The following is an 18,134-nucleotide window of genomic DNA, read 5'->3' on the forward strand; positions in this document are numbered from 1 at the left end:
GCCCGCAGAGGAGGCGGCGACCGATGATCCAGGTGGTGCTGTTCGACGTCAACGGGACGCTGGGCGACCTGTCCTGCCTGCGCGGACGCCTGGAGGACGTCGGCGCGCCCGGCCACCTCCTCCCCACCTGGTTCGCGGGCGTCCTGCGCGACGGCGTGGGGCTCACCGCCGCCGGGGCCTACGCCGACTTCGCCGAGGTCGCCGAGTGCGGCCTGCGGAGCCTGCTCACCGGGCTGGACGGCTGGGCCGGCGACGCGCGCCGCGCCGCGGCCCACGTCGTCAGCGGCTTCACCGACCTCGACGTGCACCCCGACGTCCCGGACGCCGTCCAGGCCCTGCACGCCGCCGGGCTGCGGCTGGCGACCCTCACCAACGGGTCCGTCGCCGTCACCGAGCGCCTGCTGGAGCGCGCCGGCCTCCGCGCCGGGTTCGACCCGCTCCTCGACGTCTCCGCCCCGCGCGCGTGGAAGCCCGCGCCCGCCGCGTACCGGCACGCCGTCGACGCCCTGGGCGTCCCGCCCGACCGGCTCCTCCTCGTCGCCGTGCACCCGTGGGACGTCGACGGCGCCCGCCGCGCGGGCCTGCGCGCCGCCTGGCTGAACCGCGGCGCCCTCCCGTACCCGTCGATGTTCGAGCCTCCCGACCACACCGTTTCCGACCTCCGCGACCTCCCGGACGTCCTGGGCGTCCCCGCCCGCTGACCGGGTTCGCCTCCCGGGCGCGTCCGCTCGCGTTGAGTTCCGCCGCCGCCGCTGGTCGGACTCGACGAGAGCAGGAACGAACGAGCCGAGGAGGAACCATGACCGAGCAGACGGCGGGCGCCCTGCCCCCGGTCGTCGACCGGGAGACCTGGCGGGCCGCCCTCGACGACCTGCGGGCGCGGGAGAAGGCCGCCACCCGCGAGCTCGACGCCATCGCGGCGCAGCGCCGCAGGCTGCCGATGGTCGAGCTCCCCGACTACACGCTGACCGGCCCGGACGGCCCGGTCCGGCTGGTCGACGTCTTCGACGGGCGCTCCCAGCTCATCGTCTACAACCACATGTGGTCCGATGGCGCCGAATGGCAGTGCGGCGGCTGCACGGGGTTCACGTCGCAGTTCGTCCGGCTGGACTTCCTGGACAACTACGACGCCCGCTTCGTCGTCGTCACCAACGGGCCCATCGACGAGGCGCTCGCCTACAGGGCCAAGGTCGGCAACACGATGGACTGGTACTCGTCGTCGGAGAGCACGTTCGGCGCCGATATGGACGCGCCGCCCGGCGGAGGGTTCGCGGTGAACGTGTTCCTCCGCGACGGCGGCACGGTGTACCGCACCTGGCACACCGCCGGCCGCGGCACTGAGCAGCTCAGCCACACGTTCGCGCTGATCGACGTCCTGCCGTGGGGCCGCCAGGAAGAGTGGCAGGACTCGCCCGACGGCTGGCCGAAGTCCCCCACCTACTCCAAGTGGCTGGACTCCCCCGACGTCGCCCGCCTCTACGGCCCCGCGGACGCCGGCGCGGAGGCGGGGCCGTAGAGGCGGGCGCGCCGACCCGTTCGGGGTAGGCGTCGACACGAAGTCGATCTTGGTTGTTAGATGGGTCCTGACAGTCCGAGCACCCCCGAGTGAGGAAGACACCGTGACGGACGAGGCTTCCCCGGTCAACACCGAGATCCCGCAGACCGCCCGCATCTGGAACTACTGGCTGGGCGGCAAGGACAACTTCGAGGTCGACCGGCGGGTCGGCGAGGAGATCCTCCAGGTCATCCCCGACATGGCGCTGCTGGCCCGGGCGACGCGGCAGTTCCTGCAGCGCGCCGTGCACCACCTGGCGGCCGACCTGGGCGTCCGGCAGTTCCTCGACATCGGCACCGGGCTCCCGACGGCCGACAACACCCACCAGGTCGCGCAGCGGGCCGCGCCGGACGCCCGCGTGGTGTACGTCGACAACGACCCGCTGGTCCTGGCGCACGCGCGGGCCCTGCTCACGAGCGCCCCGGAGGGGAAGACCGCGTACCTGCCCGCCGACCTGCGAAAACCGGAGGACGTCATCGCGGGTGCGGCGGAGACGCTGGACTTCGACGAGCCGATCGCGCTCCTGCTGATGGGCATCCTCGGCCACATGACCGACTACGACGAGGGGCGGTCGATCGTCCGGCGGCTGGTGGACGCCCTGCCGAGCGGCAGCTACCTCGCCCTGTACGACGCCACGAACGTCGTGGACCCGGCGACCGCCGAGGCCATCGACATCTGGAACCGGTCCGCCGAGCCGCCCTACGTCCTGCGGACGCCGGAGCAGCTCGCGGGCTTCTTCGAGGGCATGGAGCTGCTGCCGCCCGGCGTCGTCTCCTGCCCGCTGTGGCACCCGCGGCCCGCCGACATCGGCACGGTCGAGGAGATCGACGAGTTCTGCGGCGTCGCCCGCAAACCCTGACCCGGAGATCCGCCGGACCGCGCCGGACGCACCGCGTCCGGCGCGGGTCAGCCGTCGGCGACCCAGTCCATGTGCTCGATCCAGTGGTCGAGCAGCGCCCGGTCCCCGTGCACCTCCAGTGCGGGGGCCGCGTCCAGCGGACGGCGCCTGCTGAGGACGAGCAGCAGATCGGCGGCCGGGCCGCGGACCGCGACGTCCGCCTTGGTGTGCCCGTGTTCGAGGACGACCATGTCCGGTTCCCGGCGCACCAGCCACTCTCCGGGCGCGTCGGTCGCGTGGAAATGCAGGGTCTGGCCGCCGCCGCGCATCGCTTCGGCGAAGCCCCGCCTGTTCTCCCAGTAGCCGCGGGACGTCATCGTGTCCAGCCAGTCCTCGATGGCCGCGACGGCGGGCTCCGGGTCCAGCTCGTACCGCATGCCGAGCGCCGCGGCCGCGTCCGCGCGATGCACGCAGACCTCGCCGAACAGCCGGCGCGACCAGAACGGCACGCCCGCGGCGGCGCCGGACGGGTCCCACACCGGCGTGTCGTCGGCGACCGACGCGAACGCCCGCTCCGCCTCGGCCGCACCGTCGGTCAACCAGCCGCGCCACCGGGCCGGGTCCGCCGGCCCGGGAACGTAGCCGGCGAACGCCCCGCTCGGCTCGGTCATCCGCTCGCCCACGAGCATCGTCACCATGCGCTGGGTCGCGCCGACATGGTCGACGAGGTCGGCCAGCGTCCACCCCGGGCAGGTCGGGACCGGCGCCGCCGCGTCCCGCCCGTGGACCCAATCGGCGAGCGTCCTCGTCTGGTCGACGACGGCGTTCAGATACATGGACGTGTCCATCGCTGCGCCTCCAGGTGCTCGGTCGCGGCATTCTAGAAAGCGCGTCCATGCCCCCGCCAGACGCCGCACGCGAGTCGTTCAGGCGCGGCGGCGACCGTCCGGTGAGGTCGCGAGGCCGTCGGCACGGTGGGCGGGGGCGGTCCGGCTCGCTCCGGTCGGAATGTCACCCGACGGCCCTACTCTCACCGGACATGGCAGTCAGGAAGCAGGCCGGTCCGCCGCGGCCGATCGCGGCGGGGGACGTCGTGGCCGCGTTCGCCGCCGAACTCGGCGCGTGGACGGCGGCGCAGATCGTCGGGATCGACGCGGAGCGGCAGAAGGCGGCGGTGCTCGAACTGGACTGGTCCGGGCCCGAGCCCATGTCGGTCGACGACCTCGGCGACGTGTCGCCGCTGCGGCTCACGCACCATGCGTGGAACGGGACGCTCGCGTACCGGAACCTCCCATGGGTGCTTCCGCGCAGCCACAAGGTCGTCGGACGGATGCCGCCGCTGCACGAGGGGCCGTCGCCCAGTTACGGCTTCGGCTGGCGGCTCGGGGACGATCTCGCGCGGCAGCGGCGGTGGGACGCGGGCGTCCGGGAGGATCCGCCGGCACCGTGGAAGCTGGCGTGCACCGGCGCGGAGGTCGACGGGACGGCCGAGGCCCGTCCGGACGTCACCCGCCTGGACGTCCGGGAGATCGGGACGCTCGACTGCGGGCGGATCGTCCGGCTGTTCCCGAACCTGACGGAGCTCGGTCTGCGCGGCGACCTGGGGCTGCTCGCGGCGGCGGGACGGTTGAACGAGCTGGCGTCGCTGAAGGAACTCGCCGTCTTCGACCTGTTCGGGATGACGAAGGAGGATCGCCTCAAGCCGCGGTGCACGCCCGAGTTGGAGTCGCTCCACCTGTACAGCGTCCCGGCCGAGTACGCGAACGCGATGCGCTCGACGTGGCGGCCGGAGATCCCCAACGGGACGCGCGTCGAGATCCGCGGCGCCCGCAGACCGGAGTGGGTCGCCGAGAACCGGGACAACCCGCTGCGCGACTGGGACGGCCGCGGCACCATCGGCAAGACGACTTTCACCAAGTCGGTCGCGCAGTACAAGGCGACGCGGCGTGCGGTCATGGCCGTGCTCGCCGAGGGTCCGGCGGACGATCGTCCGGCGCGGCTGACCGGGGTCGGGCGCGGGTTCGGCGAGGCGTTCAACGGCCTCGACCGGCGCACGGGCTTCATCGAGACCGTCGAACGCGAGGAGCTGTTCGACGCCCTGGACCGCATCGCGCGGGACGCGGCGGCCGCGTTCGGCATCGAACCGCGGTGGGTGTTCGCGAGCCTCGCGTCGGGCGTGGAGGCCGTCCGCGACTGGTGAGGCCCGCGCGGGCACCGCGGTGGAGATCGCTCGGAGGCGTGCTGCCGTGCGGGGGGCGGGGCGCGTTAGGGTGTGGGCGGCGACAAGCGGAGGAAGCCGGTGCGAATCCGGCGCTGTCCCGCAACTGTCACCGGGGAGCGGACCCCACCCAAGGCCACTGCGCGAGCGGGAAGGCCGGGGCGAGCGCCGATCCGGGAGCCAGGAGACTCCGTGTCGCCGCCGTTTCCCTGCGATTCGGGGCGAGGACCCCGGGTGAGGACGCGATCCGCGTGATCCTTCTGCTGTCGACTTCCGACACTGACCTGCTCAGCGCGCGCGCCAGTGGCGCCGATTTCCGTCTGGCGAACCCGGCCCGGGTCGGGGTCGAGGACCTTCCCGCGCTCGTCGAGGGCGCCGACCTCGTGGTGGTGCGGCTGCTCGGCGGGCGCCGGGCCTGGGAGGAGGGCCTGGACGCCCTGCTGGCGGGCCCCCGGCCGGTGGTGGTGATCAGCGGGGAGCAGGTTCCGGACGCCGAGCTGATGGGGCTGTCGACGGTTCCGGCGGGGGTCGCGGCGGAGGCGCACGCGTACCTCGCGCACGGGGGTCCCGGGAACCTGGGCGAGCTGTTCCGGTTCCTGTCGGACACCGTGCTGCTGACCGGGTTCGGGTTCGCGCCGCCCGCGGAGACGCCGACGTGGGGCGTCCTGGAGCGGGACGCGGCGGACGGCGAGGGGCCCGTCGTGGGGGTGCTGTACTACCGGGCGCACCACCTGGCAGGCAACACCGCGTTCGTGGACGTGCTGTGCCGGGCGATCGAGGCGAAGGGCGGCCGGGCGCTGCCGGTGTTCTGCGCCTCGCTGCGGACGGCCGAGGACGGCCTGCTGGAGACGCTCGGACGGGCGGACGCGCTGGTCGTGACGGTCCTGGCGGCGGGCGGGACGAAGCCGGCGCTCGCCGGGGCCGGCGGGGACGACGAGGCGTGGGACGTCGGCGCGCTGGCGGACCTGGACGTCCCGGTCCTGCAGGGGCTGTGCCTGACGAGCGAGCGGGCCGCGTGGGAGCGGAACGACGACGGGCTGTCGCCGCTGGACACCGCGACGCAGGTGGCGGTGCCGGAGTTCGACGGGCGGCTGATCACGGTGCCGTTCTCGTTCAAGGAGACGGACGAGGACGGGCTCAGCGTCTACGCGGCCGACGAGGAGCGGGCCGCGCGGGTCGCGGGGATCGCGGTGCGGCACGCGGCGCTGCGGCACGTGCCCGCCGCGGAGAAGCGGGTCGCGCTGATGCTGTCGGCGTACCCGACGAAGCACGCGCGGATCGGCAACGCCGTCGGGCTGGACACGCCGGCGAGCACGGTGCGGCTGCTCGCGGCGCTGCGCGAGCGGGGGTACGACGTCGGGGACGCGCTGCCGGACGAGGGCGACGCGCTGATGCACGCGCTGATCGAGGCCGGCGGGCAGGACGCCGGCTGGCTGACCGAGGAGCAGCTCGGGCGGAACCCGGTGCGGGTCCCGCGGGCGGAGTACGAGTCCTGGTACCGGACGCTGCCCGCCGGGCTGCGCGAGGGCATCGAGCGGCACTGGGGGCCGCCGCCGGGCGAGCTGTTCGTGGACGGCGACGACATCGTCCTCGCGGCGCTGCGGTCGGGGAACACGGTGGTGATGGTGCAGCCGCCGCGCGGGTTCGGGGAGAACCCGGTCGCGATCTACCACGACCCCGACCTGCCGCCGAGCCACCACTACCTCGCCGCGTACCGGTGGCTGGAGGACGTGTTCGGCGCGCACGCGGTGGTGCACGTCGGCAAGCACGGCAACCTGGAGTGGCTGCCGGGCAAGGCGGCGGGGATGTCCGCGGAGTGCGGGCCGGACGCGGCGCTGGGCGATCTGCCGCTGATCTACCCGTTCCTGGTGAACGATCCCGGCGAGGGGACGCAGGCGAAGCGGCGGGCGCACGCGACGCTCGTCGACCATCTGATCCCGCCGATGGCGCGGGCGGAGAGCTACGGCGACATCGCGCGGCTGGAGCAGCTCCTCGACGAGCACGCGAACGTCGCCGCGATGGACCCGGCGAAGCTGCCGGCGATCCGGGCGCAGATCTGGACGCTGATCCGGGCGGCCCGGCTCGACCACGACCTCGGGCTGGACGACCGCCCGCACGACGCGGAGTTCGACGACTTCCTGCTCCACGTGGACGGGTGGCTGTGCGAGGTCAAGGACGTGCAGATCCGGGACGGGCTGCACGTGCTCGGCGTCGCCCCGGAAGGGGGCGCCCGGGTCGACCTGGTGCTGGCGATGCTGCGGGCCCGGCAGCTGTGGGGCGGGACGCAGGCGCTGCCGGGGCTGCGCGAGGCGCTGGGGCTCGACGAGAGCTCCTCGGAGCGCGCGCGGGTCGACGCGTTCGAGGCGCGGGCGCGCGCGCTCGTCGAGGCCATGGACGAACGCGGCTGGGACCCGGCGGCGGCCGGGGAGGTCGCCGAGGGGAAGGCCGCGGAGATCCTGCGGTTCGCGGCCGCCGAGATCGTGCCCCGGCTGGCGCGGACGTCCGACGAGATCGGCATGGTGCTGCACGCGCTGGAGGGCGGCTACGTCCCGGCGGGGCCGAGCGGTTCGCCGCTGCGGGGCCTGGTCAACGTCCTGCCGACGGGCCGCAACTTCTACTCGGTCGACCCGAAGGCCGTCCCGTCCCGGCTGGCGTACGAGACGGGCCGCGCGATGGCGGACTCCCTGCTCGCGCGGTACCGGGACGAGACGGGCGGGTGGCCGCGCTCGGTCGGGCTGTCGGTGTGGGGCACCAGCGCGATGCGGACGTCGGGCGACGACATCGCGGAGGTGCTCGCGCTGCTCGGCGTCCGCCCGGTGTGGGACGAGGCGTCGCGGCGGGTCACCGGGCTGGAGGCCGTGCCGCTGGACGAACTGGGCCGCCCGCGCGTCGACGTGACCGTCCGGATCAGCGGCTTCTTCCGCGACGCGTTCCCGCACGCGGTCGCGATGCTGGACGACGCGGTCCTGCTGGTCGCCGGGCTGGACGAACGCGACGACGACAACTTCGTGCGCGCGCACGTCCGGGCGGACACGGCGGCGCACGGCGACGAGCGGCGCGCGACGATGCGGGTGTTCGGCTCGCGGCCGGGCGCCTACGGCGCGGGCATCCTGCCGCTGATCGACAGCCGGAACTGGCGCGACGACTCCGACCTCGCCGAGGTGTACGCGGTGTGGGGCGGCTACGCGTACGGGCGCGGTCTGGACGGCGTCCCGGCGCGCGGCGACATGGAGAGCGCGTACCGGCGGATCAGCGTCGCCGCGAAGAACACCGACACGCGCGAGCACGACATCGCCGACTCCGACGACTACTTCCAGTACCACGGCGGGATGATCGCGACGGTGCGGGCGCTGACCGGCCGGGCACCGAAGGCGTACATCGGCGACAGCACCCGCCCGGACGCCGTCCGGACGCGGACGCTCGACGAGGAGACGTCCCGCGTGTTCCGCGCGCGGGTGGTGAACCCGCGGTGGCTGGCGGCGATGCGCCGGCACGGGTACAAGGGCGCGTTCGAACTGGCCGCGACCGTCGACTACCTGTTCGGGTACGACGCCACGGCGGGCGTCGTCGCCGACTGGATGTACGAGAAGCTCGCGCGGACGTACGCGCTGGACGAGGAGAACCGCGCGTTCTTCGAGCGGTCGAACCCGTGGGCCCTGCACGGCATCGCCGAACGCCTCCTGGAGGCCGCCGACCGGGGCATGTGGGAGCACCCGGAGCAAGGCACCCTCGACGCGCTGAAGCGCCTCTACCTGGAAGTCGAGGGCGACCTGGAGGACGGCTGACCCCCGAGGAGCCCGGCGCTACCCGGCGCGGTCGGGCGAGCCGAGGAGAGTTTCGAAGGGGACGGGGTTGTCGTACGGGTCCTCGGCGGCGGGGGCCGGGCGGCCGGCGACGAGGGCGGCGAGTTCCGCGCCCGCGCGGCGGACGCGGTCGCCGAGGCGCCCGTCGCCGCTCCCCCAGTCCGCGGACGCCGCGTACACGGCCGTCGGGACGACGTTCGCCCGCAGGTACGCCAGCAGCGGGCGGACGGCGAAGTCGAGGGCGAGCGAGTGCCGCTCGGTGCCGCCGGTCGCGCCGATCAGCGCGGGCGTCCCGTCCAGGGCGTCGCGGTCGAGGACGTCGAAGAACGTCTTGAACAGGCCGCCGTAGGACGCGTTGAACACCGGGGTGACGGCGACGAGGCCGTCCGCGCCGGTCACGGTCTCGACGGCGGCGCGGAAGTCGCCGGACGGGAAGCCGGTGAGGGCCGCGTCGACCATCGCGTGGGCGTGGTCGCGCAGCTCGACCGGCTCGATGACGACGTCGGCGCCGTGCTCGGCGCGCAGGGCGTCCGCGGCGGCGCCGGCGAGCCGGTCGGCCAGCAGCCGGGTGGAGGACGGGCGGCCGAGGCCGGCCGACACGACGGCGAGGGTGCGGGGGCCGCTCATCGGGCCTCCTCCCGGGTCTTCGCCGCGCGCTCGGCGTGCGTCGGGGCGGTGGCCGGGACGTGCGCGGGGCGCAGCGACTCGAACTCCTTGCGCAGCACGGGGACGACCTCCTCGCCGAGGATGTCGAGCTGCTCCAGGACGGTCTTCAGCGGCAGGCCCGCGTGGTCCATGAGGAACAGCTGGCGCTGGTAGTCGCCGAAGTGGTCGCGGAACGTCAGCGTCCGGTCGATGACCTGCTGCGGGCTGCCGACGGTGAGCGGCGTCTCGGCGGTGAACTCCTCCAGCGACGGGCCGTGCCCGTACACGGGGGCGTTGTCGAAGTAGGGGCGGAACTCGCGGACGGCGTCCTGGGAGTTCTTGCGCATGAACACTTGGCCGCCGAGCCCGACGATGGCCTGGTCGGCGGAGCCGTGCCCGTAGTGCTCGAAGCGCCGCCGGTACAGGCCGATGAGCCGCTGGAAGTGCGTCGTGGGCCAGAAGATGTGGTTCGCGAAGAACCCGTCGCCGTAGTAGGCGGCCTGCTCGGCGATCTCGGGGCTGCGGATCGAGCCGTGCCAGACGAACGGCGGGACGCCGTCCAGCGGGCGGGGCGTGGAGGTGAACGACTGCAGCGGGGTGCGGAACTTGCCCTCCCAGTCGACGACGTCCTCGCGCCAGAGCCGGTGCAGGAGGTGGTAGTTCTCGATCGCGAGCGGGATGCCGTTGCGGATGTCCTGGCCGAACCACGGGTAGACCGGGCCGGTGTTGCCGCGCCCCATCATCAGGTCGACGCGGCCGTCCGCGAGGTGCTGGAGCATCGCGAAGTCCTCGGCGATCTTCACCGGGTCGTTGGTGGTGATCAGCGTGGTCGCGGTGGACAGCACGAGCCGCTCGGTGCGGGCCGCGATGTAGCCGAGCATCGTCGTCGGCGAGGACGGGACGAACGGCGGGTTGTGGTGCTCGCCGCTCGCGAAGACGTCCAGCCCGACCTCCTCGGCCTTCAGCGCGATCGCGACCATGGCCTTGATGCGCTCGGCCTCGGTGGGCGTGCGGCCGTTGGTCGGATCCGTGGTGACGTCGCCGACCGAGAAGATCCCGAACTGCATGCCGGCCTCCCAAATAGTAGAACGTTCAACCATCCTAACCCGGTCCGGCGGGGGCCTATTCCGCGCCGCCGGTCAGGCCGTGTCCGCGCTGCGCCGAAGGGCGTCGATCAGCCACAGGACGACCGCGCCCGGCGCGGCCGCGTCCCCGATCACCTCGCCGTTCAGCGCCCAGTACCGGCGCATCCGCGGGTCCCGCTCCGGCTCGACGGCCGGCAGGAGGGAACGGCGGAACTCCACCGAGTCGCGCTCGCGCCGGCCCAGCGCGTGCGCCTCCACGAACCGCTCCAGGGCGGGCCCGTCCTCCGGTTCCCGGCCCGCGCGCACGAGCGGCATCGCCAGCTCGACGGCCTCGCGCATCCCGTACAGCAGCGTCGGCTCGTCCGCGACCGCCTCAGCGTTGCGGCGGCTCCGCTCGCGCAGCCGCCGGAACAGGGCACGGTCCCCCGTCAGCGCGACCATCCCCGCGTACGCGACGACCTGCTCCGGCGTGGGGTCGGCCGGCGGCGCGGGCACCGTCATCTCCAGGTGCACCCGCACCACGTCCTCCGGCACCGACACCACGATCCGGCGGCGCCAGAAGTCCATGAGCGCCTCGTGCGCCCGGGGCCCGTCCTGCACGGCCGCCAGCAGGTCGAGGCGCGCCGCGCGCTCGGCGGGGTCCGCGTCCTCGACCGCCCGCAGCGACGCCCGCCGCCACGCGAGCGCCGACAGCTCCGCGTCCAGCGCGGCCCGCTCCGCGGCGACCGCCTCGTCCAGCGACCGCGCGCCGGCCAGCACGTCCGTGATCGAGGGCAGCCCGAGCCCGAGCCCGCGCAGCCGCCGGACGAGCCGCAGCCGGTCGGCCGCGGCCGCGTCGAACCGCCGGTGCCCGCCCGCGCTGCGGACCGGCTCCAGGATGCCCTCGTCGCAGTAGAACCGGATCGTGCGCACCGGCACCCCGGTGAGCGCCGACAGGTCGCCGATCGCGAGCGATGTGCCGTCCGTCACAACTACTTGAACCTCCACCGGGCTGGAGTTCCTACGGTACGCGTGCACTCACCGGAAGAGAGGAGCAGGACATGGACGTCCTGGACATCACGCGCATCGCCGAAGGGCTGCGGGAGCACACCGCCGGGCTCGCCGACGCCGCCTCCCGCCGGGCCCCCGACACGGTCGTCCCGACCTGCCCGGAGTGGACGCTGCGCGACCTCGTCGGGCACGTCGGCCAGGCGCACCGCTGGGCCGCGGCCATGTTCCGGCGCGGCGGCACCCGCGTGACGGACGAGCTGCCCCGCGACACGCCCGCCGACCAGGCCGACTGGGGCGCGTGGCTGCGCGAGGGCGCCGCCGAGGCGATCGCCGCGCAGGCCGAGCACCCGGGCGCCGTCGCGCACCCGGTGATGGGCGACGCCCCGTCGGCGATGTGGCTGCGCCGGATGCTGCACGACACGTCCGTCCACCACGCCGACGCGACGATCACCGCCGGCACGCCGTTCACGATCGCGCCCGACCTGGCGGCCGACGAGCTGACCGAGACCTTCGGCCTGCTCACCGCCCCCGCCGCCGCGCGCCTCAAGCCGGAGCTCGGCGAACTGCGCGGCTCGGGCGAGACGCTGTGCCTGCGCGCGGACGAGCCGTCCGTCCCCGGCTGGCTGATCACCCGGACCCCGGACGCCGCCGTCGTCGAGTACGAGACCCGCGACGCCGACATGACCATCGCGGGCCCCGTCCGCGACCTGATGCTGGTGTTCGCGCGCCGCCTCTCCCCCGACGATGCCGCAGTGAAGATCACCGGCGACCGCGCGCTGCTCGACCACTGGCTGGAGCACACCGCCGTCTGACCGCCGACCGGAACGGAGCGCAGTCGAGGCCGACGGTCAGACGGCCGCCCCCTGCGGGGGTGCCGGGGGTCGCCCCCACAGCGACACGTCCGACCGGCGGCCCCCAGGCAGGGGCAGCACAACCGAATGGAGGCTGATGGTCAAACGGCCGCCCCAGCCGGGGAGCTCTGGGGGGCGCTCCCACAGCGACACGTTTGACCGGCGGCCCCCAGGCAGGGGCAGCCCAACCGAGTGGAGGCCGATGGTCAAACGGCCGCCCCGGGCGGGGAGCTCTGGGGGACGCCACCACAGCGACACGTTTGACCGGCGGCCTCCACCGCTGCGCAGCCCAGCCCTTGCGAAGCCCGTCAGTCGGACGGTCGCCCCCTGCCGAGGGTGTCGGGGGCACTTCCCGCTGCGCGGTCGGGCCGGGGCGTGCGGAGGCGCGCGCCTCGGGTCGTCCGTCCGCCACAATGGGGCGATGGCGGACGGGTGGCGGCCGGTGTGGGACGCGGTGCCGGGGCGGGACGGGCTCGACGCGTTCGCGAGCGTCGAGGACGACCGGGCGGGCTCGCACCCGGGCGTCCGGCACATCAGGGCGCTCGGGACGATGTACCGGTTCGACATCCATTACCCGGGCGACGTCGACCGCTCCCCCGACCGGCAGCGCCAGGAGGTCAAGGGCATGCGGGCGGGCGGCCGGACGCTGGTCGCGGGCCGGGGCGAGACGTGGCGGTTCACCTGGTCGTGGTATTTGACGGGCGCGCTGCGGGCCACGACGAGCTTCACGCACGTGCACCAGTTCTTCGCGGGCGGGAAGGGCGGCTCGCCGGTGCTGGTGACGTCGCTGCGCCGGCGCGGCGGCCGCGCCCTCCTGGAACTGAACGCGATCCACGCGGGCGTCGTGGCCGGGGAGGCCGACCTGCGGCCGCTGCGGAGCCGGTGGATCGACGTCGAGCTGGAGGCCCGGTTCGCCGAGGCCGGGGCCGTCCGGTGGCGGGTGTCGTCCGCGGACGGCGTCGCGGCGGACGTCGCCCGGGGCGGCCTCGACCTGTGGAACAACAAGGGCGACATCGCCCCCAAATGGGGCATCTACCGCTCCCTGAAGGACGCGGAGCGCCTGTCCGACGCGCATCTCCTGATCAAGGATCTGCGGGCGTACCGCCGGGGCTGACCGTCTCGAGGAACGCCCCGAGGGTGTAGCGGATCACGCGGTCGTCCTCGGCGGCCAGGGCCGCGGCGATCACCGGACGGCATTCGGCGGTGCACGTCCGCTCCAGGGCGAAGCTCAGCGTGGAGCGGAGGCCGCGGTCGGGGGCGGTCAGGATCCGGTGCAGCTCCTCGTGCACCGCGCCGCCGGGGCGCGGCCCGCCGCGCCGCACCGTCGACCGCAGGACCCGGTGCCGGACGGGGCCGCACGGGACGGCGAGCAGCGGCGCCCACGCGTCGTCGGGCGGCGGCGTCCCCGCCTCCAGGAGCGCGTCCAGCGCCGCGGCGCGCACCTGCGGGTCCGGGTCGGCGAGCAGGGCCCGCGCCTCGGCGCCCCAGTGGCGGACGTGCACGCGCGGGGCGAGGCGGACGAGCGTTTCGTGCCGAATGACGGGGTCCGGGTCGGCGAGCAGGACGGACGCGGCCTGCGGGCCCGCGCCCCGCTCCGCGGAGTGCAGCAGGCGGTGCGCGGCGGCGCGGCGCACGGCGGCGGCGGGGTCGGTCAGGGCGGCGTGCAGCATGGGCCCGGCCCACGGCACGGCGGCGCGGACGGCGCCGAGCGCCGCGACGGCCGCGGCCCGCACGTCCGGATCGGGGTCGCGCAGCAGCGGCCGGGCGGCCCGCACGAGCGCGTCCCGTCCGTCCGGCGCCCTGCGGACGAGCGCGGGGACCTGCTCCAGGGCCGCCAGGCGGGCGCGGGGGGCGGGGTCGACCAGCAGGGCGCGCAGGACGGCGCCGTCGCCCGCGGCCGTCGCCGCCGCGGCCCGGACGCCCGGGTCGGGGTCGGCGAGCAGTCCGCGGATCGCCGTCCCGGCGGCCGCGCGGTCCAGTTCGCGCGAGGCGGCGACGTGGCCGACCGCGATGCGGCGGACGCGTGGGTCGCCGCCGCGCAGCAGCGGCAGCGCGTGGCGGCCGACGTCCCACCGCGCCCGGCGCAGCGCCCAGGCGGACGCCGCCCGGACGCGCGCGGACGGCGCGTGCAGGGCGGCGTCCGCCAAGGCCTCGCAGACGTGCGGCGGCGCCTGCTCGGTCCGCCGGTTGCCCATGCGGGCGGCCACGACGTGCACGGTCCGGACGGCCTCGTCCGGGTCGGCGTCGCGGAGGTCGTCGAGCCGGACGCCGCGGCGGTCGAAGTCCGAACCGTACCGGTGGACCCGGGAGAACGGGTCGTCCAGCCACTCGTCGTACCAGGCGAGGAAGTCGGGGGCCGGGTGGTGGATCGGCGGGAACCGGTCGCCGTCCGCGTCCACCATGACGACGCGGCCCCGGCCCGGGCCGGAGAGGACGAGCCGCGACTCCGGCTCGGCCGTGTCGTGGTACTCCCATTCGATGTCGTGCTGGCGCGCGAGCCGGAGGGTGCCCCGGTACGGGTGCCGGTACGCCCATTCGGGCGTCTCCCGCGGCCACGTTTCCGGCAGGTCGTCCGGTCCGCAGGGGAACGTGCCGGCGTAGCCGGGGTCGTACAGGTCGGGGTCGAGGGCGAGGAGGCCCCGGTAGGGGCCGGGACCGCCGTTGCCGACCGTGGTGACGAACCGCCGGTAGGCGTCCGGGAGGCGGACGGCGTTGCGCTCCTCGAAGGCCGCCACGCGCTCCTCGGCGAGGGGAGGGCCGAACGGTGCGAGCCGCCCGCGCAGCGCGGCCAGCTTCGCCGCGGTGCGGGCCAGTCGCTCCTCGATCATCACCGGATCGGACGGATCACCGCCCCCGGCGGTTCCGCCGGCTCAGGCGCGGGAGTCGGCGGTGGCGAGGACGGCCTGGATCTCCAGGGCGATGGCGATGGTGTCGCCGAGCATGACCTTGTCGCCCTGCAGCGGCACGTTGAACTCGATGCCGAAGTCGCTGCGGCTGATGGACGTCGTCGCGGTGAAGCCCGCGCGGGTGCCGCCCCACGGGTCGGGGCTGATGCCGTGGAACTCGGTCAGCAGCCGGACCGGGCGGGTGACGTCCTTGATCGTCAGCTCGCCGTCGACGTGGTAGCGCGGGTTGCGGGCGCGGCGGCCGATCGCGGCCCGCTCGACGCCGTGGCCCGTGAAGGTCATGACCGGGTGGTTGTCCACGTCGAGGAAGTCGGCCGAGCGGACGTGCGCGTCCCGCTCCGCGCTGCGGGTGTCGAGCGAGTCCATCCGGATCTCGGCGTGCGCCCGGGAGTCGAGCGGGTCCTCGCCGATCTCCACCTCCCCGCCGAAGTCGGTGAACGAACCGCGCACCGTCGTCATCAGGTGCCGCACCGTGAACGTGATCTCCGAATGCACCGGGTCGACGGTCCAGCGCCCGGCTTCGAGGTCGGACACCTCGGCCCCCATGGATTCCCCCCAAATAGTGACAACCCCGAAAAACTACCTCACAACACCACAAGATCGCCTAACACGGAGGGGTCTGACCTGCCGTTCGAGGGGAATGCTCCGCATGTGATCGGAGACCACGTCCTCGCCGGATACGTCCATGACGCCGGCGGCCGGGAGGCGATCGACCTCGCGCAGGCGATCGTCGCGGTGACCGGCGGCCGGCTGAGCGTCGCCCACGTCCACGCGCCCGACCGGCCGGGCGCGGCGAGCGAGGCGCAGACCGTCCTGGAGCAGGCGGCCGCGCTCCTGGAGGAGGAACCCGCGGAGCTGCACGCCCAGGAGGGGCGCAGCGTGGGGCGGGGGCTGACCGCGCTCGCCGGGCGGATCGGCGCGGACGTCATCGTCGTGGGCTCCCCCGAGGGCGGCGCACACGGGCGCATCGGCGTCGGCGCCGCCGCCGACCACCTGCTGCACTCGGCGACGGAGGCCGTGATGCTCGCCCCGTCCGGGTACGGCGCGCGGGACGGCCTCGACCGGATCACCGTCATGTACGTGCGCCGCCCGCAGTGCGACGAGGCGGTGGTGCGCGCGGCCGTCGCCGCCGAGCGGCTCGGCGTCCCGCTCCGCCTCGTCACGCTCTGCCTCGGCGAGGACCCCGAACGGCTCCGCGACGACCAGGCGCTGGCGATCAGGCTCGCGCTCGAGTCGGCGGACCTCCCGTCCGAGGACGTCACCGCCGAGCTCGCCGAGGGCGCCGACGTCGCCGCCGCGATGGACGACGTCGCCTGGGCCGACGGCGAGCTCCTCGTCTGCGCGTCCAGCGAGGACGCCGCCGCCCACCGCGTCTTCCTGGGCGAGGTGGCGCTGAAGGTCCTGCGTGCGGCGCCCTGCCCGGTGACCGTCCTCCCGAGGGGCTACTTCTGAGTAGTCGGAAATGACGGCTTCCCCGGATCGGCTTGCCGCCCGCTCTTTACCTCCGCTACATTCCGTCGAGATCAGAACGTGACCTTGATCGGGGGGAGCGCGGATTGGACCCCATCGGCGAGAAGCTGCTCGAAGTGGCCCGGAAGGAACTGGGCTACACCGAGAAGGACGACGGCTACACCAAGTTCGGCGACTGGTGGACCGAGAACGTCGACGACGACCACGACGCGTACTTCACGACGGCCCCATGGTGCGACATGTTCCTCGCCTGGGCCGCCGACAAGGCGGGCGTCACCGAGCAGGCCGGGCAGTTCGCCGCCACCCCCGACCACGCCAAGTGGTTCGAGGAGCACGACGCGTGGGGCGACGAGCCGGAGCCCGGCGCGATCGTCTTCTACGACTGGAGCGGCTCGAAGGACCTCGACCAGATCGACCACGTCGGCATCGTCGAGAAGGTCGACGGCAAGACCCTCCACACCATCGAGGGCAACGCCGACGGGTACAAGCTGATGCGCAAGACCCGCGACATGGACCAGGTCGTCGGGTTCGGCTACCCCGGCAAGGTGCAGGTCGCGCAGAAGTACACCCCCAAGCACGCCGCGCCCGCCCCCAAGATCGACCAGCTCGCGAACCCGCGCGCCGCCACCGGCTCCCACGAGCAGGACCGGGGCGCGCCCGCCGAGCAGCAGCTCCCCGTCCAGGAGGTCGCGCTCGGCGGCGTCCTCGCCCTCGTCCTGTGCGGGACCGCCGCCCTGGCCATCGGCCGCGCGGCCGCCGCCCGCACCCCGGCCGCCCCGCCCATCCGCGTCCGCAAGCGCGGCAAGCACCACCGCCCGGCCGTCCCCGCCGCCCTGCCCGCCGACGTCACCCCGGCCGACCTGGACGCCGCCGAGGCCGGCACCACGGTCATGCCCGCGCTGTCGCTGGCCGCGGCGCACGAGGCCGAGGACCGGGAGTTCTGGGGCCGCATCGCCCACCTCGAGGAGGACAGCGAGCTCGCGTTCTGGAACTCCCTGCACGCCGAGACCACCGACTCGTCCGCCGACGAGTACGCAACCGGTCTGAAGTTCCGCTAGAGTTGTCCATGTCGCCAGGGGGCAAACCCCAGGCAGACAGGCGGACGTGGCTCAGTTGGTAGAGCATCACCTTGCCAAGGTGAGGGTCGCGGGTTCGAATCCCGTCGTCCGCTCTGAATGAGGTCCAGGCGGCCTCGCTCTGGTGGAGTGGCCGAGAGGCGAGGCAACGGCCTGCAAAGCCGTGTACACGGGTTCAAATCCCGTCTCCACCTCGCGACGCGTTTGCGCAAGGGCGATTAGCTCAGTGGGAGAGCGCTACCTTGACACGGTAGAGGTCACTGGTTCAATCCCAGTATCGCCCACTTCGAGGCGGTGCGGCCTGCTTGATGCAGGCATCCGCGCCACGGCCCGAGGTGTCATCTGGGGGACGACCCCTAGACCCCCGATGTGGGGGCTCCGCCCCCACGCCCCCGGCATTCGGGGGTTCGGCGGTCGCAACCGTGCACTCGGCCGGTTCGGCGGTCGCAACCGTGCGTTCGGTATTCGTTGATCGTGCGCTCGGCTGGTTCGGGCCTCTGTGCGCGTGAGGCTTGTTGCGCGGCGCATCTTGTTCACGTCGCCCCGGCCGATGGGCCCTCCAGGCGGTAGCGGCCGGTCGCCGTCCGCCCGCATCCCCCATGATCGTTCCCCCGCCGCGTGCACCCGGTCGGCGGGTGGTTCGCCCCCGGACGTGCCGATTTCGGCCATGACTATTAGGCTTGCCTAACTTTATGGT

Annotated in this window: 15 protein-coding genes, 3 tRNA genes and 1 riboswitch; of the genes, 12 read left to right on the forward strand and 6 right to left on the reverse strand. The window is 74.2% G+C overall.

Annotation, left to right across the window (positions count from 1 at the left end; genetic code table 11):
- The first annotated feature begins 23 nt into the window (after positions 1 to 23).
- From DMH08_RS15020 to DMH08_RS15030, 3 genes are all read left to right on the forward strand, one after another.
- Complete coding sequence (locus tag DMH08_RS15020) at positions 24 to 701, forward strand: haloacid dehalogenase type II (protein WP_026404512.1); 678 nt, start codon at positions 24 to 26, stop codon at positions 699 to 701.
- 98 nt (positions 702 to 799) lie between these two features.
- Positions 800 to 1,516 carry a DUF899 domain-containing protein gene (locus DMH08_RS15025; protein ID WP_125614854.1) on the forward strand — a complete coding sequence of 239 codons (717 nt, stop codon included), beginning with the start codon at positions 800 to 802 and terminating at the stop codon, positions 1,514 to 1,516.
- Between the two features lie 103 nt (positions 1,517 to 1,619).
- Positions 1,620 to 2,414 (forward strand): SAM-dependent methyltransferase, encoded by a 795-nt coding sequence (locus DMH08_RS15030; RefSeq protein WP_125614857.1) that lies wholly within the window; start codon positions 1,620 to 1,622, stop codon positions 2,412 to 2,414.
- A 47-nt stretch (positions 2,415 to 2,461) separates the two neighbouring features.
- Here DMH08_RS15030 and DMH08_RS15035 read toward each other — a convergent pair whose 3' ends face one another.
- On the reverse strand, positions 2,462 to 3,241 hold the full coding sequence (locus DMH08_RS15035; RefSeq protein ID WP_125614860.1) for a maleylpyruvate isomerase family mycothiol-dependent enzyme: 780 nt from the start codon (positions 3,239 to 3,241) through the stop codon (positions 2,462 to 2,464).
- Between the two features lie 191 nt (positions 3,242 to 3,432).
- On the opposite strand from DMH08_RS15035, the gene DMH08_RS15040 reads away from it, so the two are divergent.
- Both DMH08_RS15040 and cobN read left to right on the forward strand, forming a co-directional pair.
- Entirely contained in the window at positions 3,433 to 4,593 is a 1,161-nt protein-coding gene (locus DMH08_RS15040; protein ID WP_125614863.1) for a hypothetical protein, read from the forward strand.
- Between the two features lie 90 nt (positions 4,594 to 4,683).
- A riboswitch (cobalamin riboswitch) is annotated at positions 4,684 to 4,801 on the forward strand.
- A gap of 61 nt (positions 4,802 to 4,862) precedes the next feature.
- Complete coding sequence (gene cobN / locus DMH08_RS15045; RefSeq protein ID WP_026404517.1) at positions 4,863 to 8,396, forward strand: cobaltochelatase subunit CobN; 3,534 nt, start codon at positions 4,863 to 4,865, stop codon at positions 8,394 to 8,396.
- Positions 8,397 to 8,414: 18 nt separating this feature from the next.
- Here cobN and DMH08_RS15050 read toward each other — a convergent pair whose 3' ends face one another.
- The 3 genes from DMH08_RS15050 to DMH08_RS15060 form a co-directional block, all read right to left on the reverse strand.
- Positions 8,415 to 9,041 carry a CE1759 family FMN reductase gene (locus DMH08_RS15050; RefSeq protein ID WP_125614865.1) on the reverse strand — a complete coding sequence of 209 codons (627 nt, stop codon included), beginning with the start codon at positions 9,039 to 9,041 and terminating at the stop codon, positions 8,415 to 8,417.
- A complete protein-coding gene (locus DMH08_RS15055; RefSeq protein WP_026404519.1) occupies positions 9,038 to 10,126 on the reverse strand; it encodes an LLM class flavin-dependent oxidoreductase in 1,089 nt (362 codons plus the stop codon). Before DMH08_RS15055 ends, DMH08_RS15050 begins: the two co-directional genes overlap by 4 nt.
- A 72-nt stretch (positions 10,127 to 10,198) precedes the next feature.
- Positions 10,199 to 11,113, reverse strand: a complete 915-nt coding sequence (locus tag DMH08_RS15060) for a MerR family transcriptional regulator (RefSeq protein WP_026404520.1) — start codon at positions 11,111 to 11,113, stop codon at positions 10,199 to 10,201.
- A 71-nt stretch (positions 11,114 to 11,184) separates the two neighbouring features.
- On the opposite strand from DMH08_RS15060, the gene DMH08_RS15065 reads away from it, so the two are divergent.
- Together DMH08_RS15065 and DMH08_RS15070 are read left to right on the forward strand one after the other, a co-directional pair.
- Positions 11,185 to 11,946 (forward strand): maleylpyruvate isomerase family mycothiol-dependent enzyme, encoded by a 762-nt coding sequence (locus tag DMH08_RS15065; protein ID WP_199747802.1) that lies wholly within the window; start codon positions 11,185 to 11,187, stop codon positions 11,944 to 11,946.
- Positions 11,947 to 12,406: 460 nt separating this feature from the next.
- Positions 12,407 to 13,099: a Tat pathway signal sequence domain protein gene (locus DMH08_RS15070; protein ID WP_125614868.1), complete on the forward strand. Its 693-nt coding sequence runs from the start codon at positions 12,407 to 12,409 to the stop codon at positions 13,097 to 13,099.
- On the opposite strand, the gene DMH08_RS15075 is transcribed toward DMH08_RS15070, so the two are convergent.
- Both DMH08_RS15075 and DMH08_RS15080 read right to left on the reverse strand, forming a co-directional pair.
- On the reverse strand, positions 13,068 to 14,813 hold the full coding sequence (locus tag DMH08_RS15075) for an SMI1/KNR4 family protein (RefSeq protein ID WP_125614871.1): 1,746 nt from the start codon (positions 14,811 to 14,813) through the stop codon (positions 13,068 to 13,070). The two genes, DMH08_RS15070 and DMH08_RS15075, sit on opposite strands and share 32 nt — an antisense overlap.
- Positions 14,814 to 14,855: 42 nt before the next feature.
- Complete coding sequence (locus DMH08_RS15080; RefSeq protein ID WP_026404523.1) at positions 14,856 to 15,437, reverse strand: YceI family protein; 582 nt, start codon at positions 15,435 to 15,437, stop codon at positions 14,856 to 14,858.
- A gap of 105 nt (positions 15,438 to 15,542) precedes the next feature.
- On the opposite strand from DMH08_RS15080, the gene DMH08_RS15085 reads away from it, so the two are divergent.
- The 5 genes from DMH08_RS15085 to DMH08_RS15105 all read left to right on the forward strand — a co-directional run bounded on the left by DMH08_RS15085 (position 15,543) and on the right by DMH08_RS15105 (position 17,721).
- Positions 15,543 to 16,343: a universal stress protein gene (locus tag DMH08_RS15085; RefSeq protein ID WP_125614874.1), complete on the forward strand. Its 801-nt coding sequence runs from the start codon at positions 15,543 to 15,545 to the stop codon at positions 16,341 to 16,343.
- A 104-nt stretch (positions 16,344 to 16,447) separates the two neighbouring features.
- Positions 16,448 to 17,419, forward strand: a complete 972-nt coding sequence (locus DMH08_RS15090; protein ID WP_026404525.1) for a CHAP domain-containing protein — start codon at positions 16,448 to 16,450, stop codon at positions 17,417 to 17,419.
- A 40-nt stretch (positions 17,420 to 17,459) separates the two neighbouring features.
- Positions 17,460 to 17,532 (forward strand) — tRNA-Gly (locus DMH08_RS15095).
- A 28-nt stretch (positions 17,533 to 17,560) separates the two neighbouring features.
- Positions 17,561 to 17,631: transfer RNA gene (locus DMH08_RS15100), tRNA-Cys, on the forward strand.
- A gap of 18 nt (positions 17,632 to 17,649) precedes the next feature.
- A tRNA-Val gene (locus DMH08_RS15105) sits at positions 17,650 to 17,721 on the forward strand.
- The last annotated feature ends 413 nt before the right edge of the window (positions 17,722 to 18,134 follow it).

It is taken from the genome of Actinomadura sp. WAC 06369, assembly GCF_003947565.1.
In the GTDB taxonomy this organism is placed as follows: Bacteria; Actinomycetota; Actinomycetes; order Streptosporangiales; family Streptosporangiaceae; genus Spirillospora; species Spirillospora rifamycini.